The organism is Streptomyces sp. O3, from assembly GCF_054788135.1.
This window is the reverse complement of sequence record NZ_JBTVYK010000103.1, coordinates 1-8,243: the sequence shown is the minus strand read 5'-3', so window position 1 is coordinate 8,243 and position 8,243 is coordinate 1. Positions and strand designations below refer to the sequence as shown.

Sequence of the window (8,243 nt, the reverse complement as noted above, 5' to 3'; positions counted from 1 at the left end):
GCGCGGGTGAGGGCGAGCTGGTAGCCGCTGACCTCGGGGCGGGTGATGCCGCCCTGGCCGTGGGGCGCCCCCCCCCCCCCCCCCCCCCGCCCGGAGACGCGGTGCCCCGCGGCGGCGGCGGCCGCCGCGCCCGCACCGGCGGCCCCCGCGACGCCGCCGCCCACGATCCCGGCAGCCTTCGCCGAGTACGCGGCCGCACCGAACCAACCGATGACCGCGACCGGTACGACGCCGGGGATGCCGCTGGCGAGTTCCTTGATCTGGCCCGCCGCGAGGCGGCACTTGGCGCAGTCCTCCAGGTGCTTGCGCAGCCCGCGCTCGGCCCGCGTACGCAGCCGTCCGCGGGCGTAGGCGCCGAGCCGGTCCGAGTAGCGCGCGCACTCGTCGTCGGAGGCGAGCGCCCCGCTCACGTGCGCCTGGAGATAGGCCTGCTTGAGGCCTTCGCGGGCCCGGCTGGCCAGTTGCGCGGTGGCGTTGGGCGAGGCGTGCCCGAAGAGCGGGGCGACCTCGCTCAGCGGGTCGTCCTCGACTTCGGTGTGCCACAGGACGGCCTGCCACTCCTCAGAGAGGCTGCGGAAGGCCTGCATGACCATCGACCGCTCGGCCTCGTGCATGGCCATGACATCCGCACCGAGGTCGAGCCCCGCGCCGAGGGAGCCACCGGACAACGTGTCGTCGGACTTCACCTCGGACGGGCCGGCGGCCTGCGCCGCGAACACCGCGAAGTCCTCGACCAGCTGCTCCCGCTTCGCGGACTGGACCCAGCCCGCCGCGACCCGCCGCACCGTGGTCAGCAGATAGGCGCGCACCGCGTGCTCGGGCCCGGAGCCGCGGCGTACCGCCTGGAGCATGCGCGCGAAGACCTCGGAGGCGAGGTCGTCCGCGGTGTGCCCGTCCCGGCAGCAGGTGCGCGCGTACCGGCGCACCGCCTCCGCGTGCCGCCGGTACAGCTCCTCGTACGCGGAGTCGTCGCCGCCGCGCATCCGGGCGATCAGGGCGGCGTCGGACGCGGGTCCGTCGCCGCCGGTGAACAGGTCGTCCGCGAGCGAAGCGTCGCCGGCGTCCCGCTGAGGCGGCACACCGGGCTCGCCAGCGCCGGTACCAGCGGTGCTGCCGGGCCCGGCTCCGGCGTCAGGGCTCACGAACGGCCCGGCCGAGGCTCCGGCCGGGCCGCCCTGGCTCGGTACCTGCTGGGGAGGCAGCCCGCCGGCCCCCGTACCGCCGCCGCTGCCACCGGGGAGTGACTCGTCCTGTCCGTCAACGCCCATCGCGCGAAGCCCCCGCAACACTCAGACCCAACACGCGGGAAAGGGTGTCACACGCGGCCCCCGTACAGGGGCCCGAGGACCCGCAACCACTCGTCCGAGGTGTGTTTTGGAAAAACGGTACTGCCGTTCACCCGTTAGGGGGATGCTCTACTGCGGCCGGGACCGTAGACCCTCCAGCAGGATCTCCAGCAGCCGCTGGGAAGCGGCCGCCTGCTGTGCGGGGTCCTGCAACGCGAGCGAAGGCGCCGCGGAGGCGATCACCAGCAGGATGTCCGACACTCTCACATCCGTACGCAGCTCGCCCGCGTCCCGTGCCCGGTCCACCAGCTGCCCCACGACGTCGACCAGCGCCGCCACCGCCGCTTCGTCCAGACCCGAGTCCGCGAACCCCGGAGCCGCCGGAGCCGAATCCGCCGGAGCCGAGCCCGTGGCACCCGAGCCCGCCGCGGCCGAGTCCGCCGGACCGGCGGGAGCCGTCTCGGCCTCCGGAGCCGAACGCTGCTCGACCAGCCGCAACTCGGCCTTGGCACCGGGATCCCGCTGCTGCGGCACCCGCGCCTCGTCAGCCTCGTCAGCCTCGCCGGAGCCAGACCCACCGGCCTCGCCAGACGCACCGGCCTCGCCGGACCCACCGGCCTCGCCCGACCCGTCGGCCCTGCCCGAGCCGCCGACCCCGTCAGCCCAGCCAACCCAGTCGGCGACCCCCACCCGCAGTACCTCCGGCGGCAGCAGCCGCCCGGCCCCCGATTCCGCCGAGGCCCGCAGGAAGCGCGCGAGCGCCGACCACGGGTCGGGCTCCTGGCTGAGCGCGGTCCGCGCCTCCTCGGTCAGCCGGGAGGCCTCATCCTGAGCTATCCGCGCTACCAGCACGTCCTTGCTCGGGAATCGCCGGTAGACCGTGCCGACACCGACCCGCGCCCGGCGCGCCACGTCCTCCATCGGCGCCTCGTACCCCAGCTCGCCGAACACCTCGCGCGCGGCGCGCAGAACGTGCTCCAGGTTGCGCCGCGCGTCGACGCGCAGCGGCGTCGTACGCGCCGCGCTCTCCCCCCGAGCCAAGCCCTCCGCGGCGGCGGGGTGGACGGCCGCCGCCACGGAACCGTCCGCCACGGAACCGTCAGCCGCGGCGCCGGGCTGGCCAGCCGCCTCGACCGGACCGTCGGCCGACGCGACGGCCGATGCGGAAGCCCAATGAGAATCCTGAATGTGCATAAGTTCCCCCGGTAATGACGTCTCCCCCCGGAGACCTTCCCCGCCTTGACAGGCGGAGCGCGAGGACCTTCACACACACAAGCCCCACACCCCGACCACATACGAACATAGTTGAGCCGGAGTCAATTCAGAAGAGCCTCGTTCCGCACGGTGCGCCCCTCGATCGGAGTACGTACCGTTTCCGCCCCGAATGACCCTCTGCCCCAAGGCCCCGAACCACCCCCTGACCTGCGTATCTTCCCGGCATTCCGTAACCCGCCGCCCACCGCGCACGGCGTGTCTCGCGGTCATGCAAAGCGTCGAGGCTGTGGACAAACGCGCGGCTCGGGTGCGTCATGGACAGGTGAAGGCCGCATCCTCCCCAGGGAGCACCCCGGAAACCCCCCGCGTCCGCGTCCTCGTCGTCGGCGGCGGCTACGTCGGGCTCTACACCGCGCTGCGCCTCCAGAAGAAGCTCAAACCCGAGCTCAAGCGCGGCGAGGCGGAGATCGTCATGGTGAGCCCTGACCCGTACATGACGTACCAGCCGTTCCTGCCCGAGGCCGCGGCCGGGAACATCTCGCCCCGCCACGTCGTCGTGCCGCTGCGCCGCGTCCTGGACCGCTGCAAGATCGTCATCGGCGAGGTCAAGAGCATCGACCACGCCAAGCACACCGCGACCCTCACCACGCTCGCCACCGACGAGGAGGGCACCGGACCCGTCGAGCTGTCGTACGACGAACTCGTCCTGGCCCCCGGCTCCGTCTCGCGCACCCTCCCGATCCCCGGCCTGGCCGACCACGGCATCGGCTTCAAGACCGTCGAGGAGTCCATCGGCCTGCGCAACCACGTGCTCGAACAGATGGACATCGCCTCGTCGACCCGCGACCCGGCGATCCGCGACGCCGCCCTCACCTTCGTCTTCGTCGGCGGCGGCTACGCGGGCGTGGAGGCGCTCGGCGAACTGGAGGACATGGCCCGGTACGCCACGCGCTACTACCACAACATCCGCGCCGAAGAGATGAAGTGGATCCTCGTGGAAGCGTCGAACCGCATCCTCCCCGAGGTCGGCGCGGAGATGGGCCGCTACACCGTCCGCGAGCTGCGCGGCCGCAACATCGACGTACGCCTGGAGACCCGCCTGGAGTCCTGCGCGGGCCGCGTCGCCGTCCTCAGCGACGGCGCCCGCTTCCCCACCCGTACGCTGGTGTGGACCGCGGGCGTCAAACCGCACCCCGTCCTGGCCGCCACCGACCTGCCCCTGGACGAACGCGGCCGCCTGAAGTGCACCCCCCAGCTCACCGTCGACGGCGTCACGCGCGCGTGGGCGGCGGGCGACGCCGCCGCCGTCCCCGACACCACGGCCGACGAGGACGGCACACCGTGCGCGCCCAACGCCCAGCACGCGGTACGCCAGGCCAGGACACTCGGCGACAACATCGCCGCCTCGCTGCGCGAGCAGCCCCTCAAGGACTACGCGCACGCCTATGTGGGCTCGGTGGCCTCGCTCGGCCTGCACAAGGGCGTCGCACACGTCTACGGGCGCAAGCTGAAGGGCTACCCTGCGTGGTTCATGCACCGCGTGTACCACCTCAGCAGGGTGCCCACGTTCAACCGGAAGGCCCGCGTACTGGCCGAATGGACCCTGTCCGGCCTCTTCAAGCGAGAGATCGTCTCCCTCGGCTCACTCGAACACCCCCGAGCCGAGTTTGAACTCGCGGCCGGAGGCGACCAACCCAAGAACCCGAAGGGGTAGTCCTTACCGGTGCGGGGAACTCCCCGCCCGGTACCGGCGTCTGACGGATGTCAGTCCGGTCGGCGGCGCAGAACGCCCAGGCAACCCCACACACCACCCCAGAAGCGACAACAGAGGCCTAACGCAGTGAACTTCACGCGCTGGAGCGCCCGGCTCCCCGGAACGCAGCGTCGCGCCGCGGCGCGGTCCGAAGCGCGGTCCGACGGCGGCTCGGTGCCCGCGGCCCGCGCCGAGCAACTGTCGGACCAGGCCGGGCGACCGCCCCGGCTCGATGACCTGCCGGTCCGCGAGGTCCTCGACCGCGTCCCCGCCCTCGTCGCCCTGGTGCACGGCCCCGAGCACCGCATCGCGTACGTCAACGACGCCTATGCCACCGCCTTCGGCCCGCGCCCCGTCGGCGAGGACGCCCGGCAGGCCCTGCCAGAACTGCGCGAGTTCGGCCTGCTGCCCCTGCTCGATCAGGTACTGCGCAGCTCCAAGCCGCGTACGGTCAAGTCCCGCAAGGGCGCCGACGGCCGCTCCTACACGTTCACCTGCACCCCCGTCACGGTCCCGCTCAGCGAGCGGGCCGACGGCCCGTCCGAGTCCGGCGTACTCCTCTTCGCCACCGACGTCACCGACCACGCCGAGGCCGCCGAACGGCTGCGCACCAGCGAGCGCCGCCACCGCGAGGCCGCCGTCACCCTCCAGTGTTCGCTGCTGCCCCAGGAGTTGGAGGAACCCGACGCCCTGCGCATCGCCGCCACCTACCAACCAGGCGGCACCGACGCCGCGGTGGGCGGCGACTGGTACGACGTGATCACCCTCGGCGGCGGCCGCACCGCACTGGTCATCGGAGACGTCATGGGCCGCGGGGTGCGCGCCGCCGCCGTCATGGGCCAGCTCCGCACGGCCGTACGCGCGTACGCCCGCCTCGACCTGCCGCCGCACGAAGTGCTGCAACTCCTCGACGGACTCGCCGCCGAGATCGACGCCAGCCAGATCGCCACCTGCGTATACGCGATCCACGACCCGAACGAAGGCCAGCTCGCCTACGCGTCCGCGGGCCACCTGCCCATCCTCGTACGCGACGAGGACGGCGCCCTGCACCGCACCGAGGAACCCACCGGACCCCCGCTCGGCACCGGCGGCTGGCTGCACGTATCCGGCACGGTGCCGTTCCCTCCCGGCTCCACCGCCGTCCTCTACACGGACGGACTCGTCGAGCGGCGCGGCGAGGACATCGACCAGGGCGTCCACGCCCTGGAGCGCGCCCTGGCCGGGGCCACCGGCACCCCCCAGGTGGTCTGCGACCGCCTGATCCGCGCCCTGGGCGTCACCGCCTCACACGACGACGACGTGGCCGTCCTGGTGCTCCAGAACCCGGCGCACAGCGGGGCCGACGCCGAACTGTTCCGCGGCGCCGCGCTCGACCTGCTCGGCGGCGTCGAGGCCGCCCCACGCGCGCGTGCCTTCGCTTCCGGCGTCCTGACCAGCTGGCGCTTCCCGCCCGAACTGCACGACCTGGGCGTCCTGGCCGCGTCCGAGCTGGTCGCCAACTCCCTCCAGCACGGCACCCCGCCGATGCGGCTGAAGCTGCGCCGCACTGACCGCCGCCTGATCGTCGAGGTCACTGACGGCGACGAGCACCTGCCGCGCCGCCGCCGTGCCGAACCGGCCGACGAGGCGGGCCGTGGCATCTCCATCGTCGCCACGATCGCCTCGTCCTGGGGCTCCCGCCGCACACCAGACGGCGGCAAGGCGGTCTGGTGCGAGTTCGCCCTCCCCAAGTCCAGCCCGCCTGGCAAACCAAGCCCGCCTGGCAAACCAAGCCCGTCCGGCAAACCCAGCCCGTCCGGCGCTTGAGGGCAGTCCTCACCTTCTTAAGCGCGTACCCCAACGGCGCTCTCGACGGCATCCGAGCCCACAGCTTCCATGGACCTGGCCCGATGGGGCCAGTCCTGCCCAGGGCTGAGCCGTCGCCCCAACCGCAGCGCCAACACCGTGATCGCCAGCGAGAACAGCACGAACGTCACGATGTACGGCCCATGCAGCGACGCCCCCATAGGCCCGCCCACCGCGGGTCCCACCGCCAGCGCGAGCTGCTTCACCAGCGCGAACGCGGAGTTGTATCGCCCGACCATCCCGTCCGGCGCCAGATCCGCCACCAGCGGGGCGACCGTCGGGGACAGCATCGCCTCACCGAGACCGAACAGCGCGTACGTGGAGATGAACGCCGCCGTGGCCATCGCCTGGCTGCCGTGCCCGAGCCCCGCGTACCCCGCCGCGAGCCAGGCCACCGCCCAGAGCACCCCGACCGAGGCGATCACCCGCGACCGCCTGCGGCGCTCGACGAACCGCAGCACCACGAACTGCGCCACCACGATCACCCCCGTGTTGGCGGCCAGCGCGACGCCGAGCGTCGACGGGGAGATCCCGGCCGCCTCCACGCCGTACGCGGAGAGCCCGGACTCGAACTGCCCGTAGCAGGCGAAGAAGAGCACGAAGCCCAGCACGGACAGCTGCACCATGGCCCGATGACCGACCAGCTGCCGCCAGCCGCCCGTGGCCTGCGGTTTGGCGTCGTCGATCCGCGGCTGCCTGGGCAGTCGTACGGTCGCCATCACCACGACCAGCAGCAAGAACATGGCCGCCTCGATGCCGAACAGCAGCGTGAAGTCCCACGGCCGCTGCCGCTTCACGATCTGGCCGCCGATCAGCCCGCCGACACCCAGACCCAGGTTCTGCAGGAAGAACTGCGTCGCGAAGGCCCGCGTCCGCGTCTCGGCCGTGGAGCACTCGACGATCATCGTCGCGAGCGCGGGCTGCATCACGGCCTGCCCCGCGCCCAGCGTGGCGGCCGAGAGCAGCACCAGCTCGGCACTGCCGGCGAGCCCCAGGCTCAGCGCTCCGACGGCGGCGGTACCCAGGGCGGCGAGCAGCACCGGCAGCGGACCCCGCCGGTCGACGGCGCGACCGGTGAACGGCAGCACCACCAGCGCGGCCACGGCGAAGGCGGCCAGCACCAGGCCAGCCGTCGTGGGACCGAGCCCGCGTACCTGCGCCACGTAGACGTACAGGAAGGGGACGGTAAAGCCGAGACCGAACGCACTGAGTGCGTTGCCCACGTGGATCCGGCGCATCGCGGCGCCCTGTGCCCTGGTCACGTTCACCTGCCTTAGGAGTGAAGATTTAGAAGCTAAAGTTCGGAGCTAAAGAGTAAGGCTCTGAGGTCTTTAACGCAAAGCGGCCCCATGCGACACTGGCCGCATGGTCGACACCCCGAGTCCCGACGAGCGCACCCTCGAAGAGCAGATCGCCGCCTACCAGCGAGAATTTGAAGACCTGGACCCCCAGGTGGAGCAGGTCGTCTCGGCCCTCGGGCGACTCCACCGCCGTATGAACGTCGCGTACGGCCGCCAGACCGCGACCCTCGGCATCAGCAACGCCGAGTGGGAGGTGCTCAAGGGTCTGGTCCTCTCCGGCGCCCCCTACCGGCTGGGCCCCGGCGAACTCGCCAAGAGCCTCTGCCTCACCCCGGCTGCCATGACGCACCGCATCGACCGCATGGTCGCCGAGGGCCTGGTCACCCGCGACCGCGACGAGACCAACCGGGTCCGCGTGATCATCGAGCTCACGGACGCGGGCCGGGAGAAGTGGCTTGAGGCGATGCGCCTCGCCACCGTCTTCGAGGAGGAACTCCTCCAGGACCTGTCCAGCGAGGAGCGCGGAGCGCTCGGCGAGATGCTGACGACTCTGCTCCGCAGGGTCGAGGAGAGTTGACAGACCCCCGGCGGATCCGTAAGGTTCTTCGGGTTGTCGCCGGGCTGTAACGGTTCTGCGACACCACTTCGCCGCAGACGCGGCACCCCAACTCTGCACGATCTCCCACCGGGAAGAATTTCGGCATGCCGAAATTCTGATCGATTGGCTCGATTATGAGTCAGGGCGGAAAGCCGCTAGAGTTTGGGACGTCGGAACGGCCCAACGGCCGTGAGGACAAGCCCTTCTGACTGGGAGTCAGGCCCGAAAGGATCTGATAGAGTCGG

General features: G+C 71.9%; 6 protein-coding genes. 3 read left to right on the top strand and 3 right to left on the bottom strand.

Features of this window, described 5'->3' with window-relative positions; translation table 11 throughout:
* Both ACX6XY_RS29605 and ACX6XY_RS29600 read right to left on the bottom strand, forming a co-directional pair.
* The coding region (locus tag ACX6XY_RS29605; RefSeq protein WP_460337545.1) for a sigma-70 family RNA polymerase sigma factor at positions 1-1,268 on the bottom strand (1,268 nt) is incomplete at its 3' end.
* A gap of 147 nt (positions 1,269-1,415) precedes the next feature.
* Entirely contained in the window at positions 1,416-2,480 is a 1,065-nt protein-coding gene (locus ACX6XY_RS29600) for a TetR/AcrR family transcriptional regulator (RefSeq protein WP_460337542.1), read from the bottom strand.
* Between the two features lie 307 nt (positions 2,481-2,787).
* Here ACX6XY_RS29600 and ACX6XY_RS29595 point away from each other — a divergent pair, with 307 nt between their 5' ends.
* Together ACX6XY_RS29595 and ACX6XY_RS29590 are read left to right on the top strand one after the other, a co-directional pair.
* A complete protein-coding gene (locus ACX6XY_RS29595) occupies positions 2,788-4,215 on the top strand; it encodes an NAD(P)/FAD-dependent oxidoreductase (protein WP_460337539.1) in 1,428 nt (475 codons plus the stop codon).
* Between the two features lie 126 nt (positions 4,216-4,341).
* Positions 4,342-6,060, top strand: coding sequence for an ATP-binding SpoIIE family protein phosphatase (locus ACX6XY_RS29590; protein ID WP_460337536.1), 1,719 nt, complete (start codon positions 4,342-4,344; stop codon positions 6,058-6,060).
* Between the two features lie 17 nt (positions 6,061-6,077).
* Here the strand turns inward: ACX6XY_RS29590 and ACX6XY_RS29585 are convergent, their stop codons facing one another.
* Entirely contained in the window at positions 6,078-7,361 is a 1,284-nt protein-coding gene (locus ACX6XY_RS29585; protein ID WP_460337533.1) for an MFS transporter, read from the bottom strand.
* A gap of 103 nt (positions 7,362-7,464) precedes the next feature.
* Between ACX6XY_RS29585 and ACX6XY_RS29580 the strand changes: the two genes are divergently transcribed.
* A complete protein-coding gene (locus ACX6XY_RS29580; protein ID WP_460337530.1) occupies positions 7,465-7,977 on the top strand; it encodes a MarR family winged helix-turn-helix transcriptional regulator in 513 nt (170 codons plus the stop codon).
* The last annotated feature ends 266 nt before the right edge of the window (positions 7,978-8,243 follow it).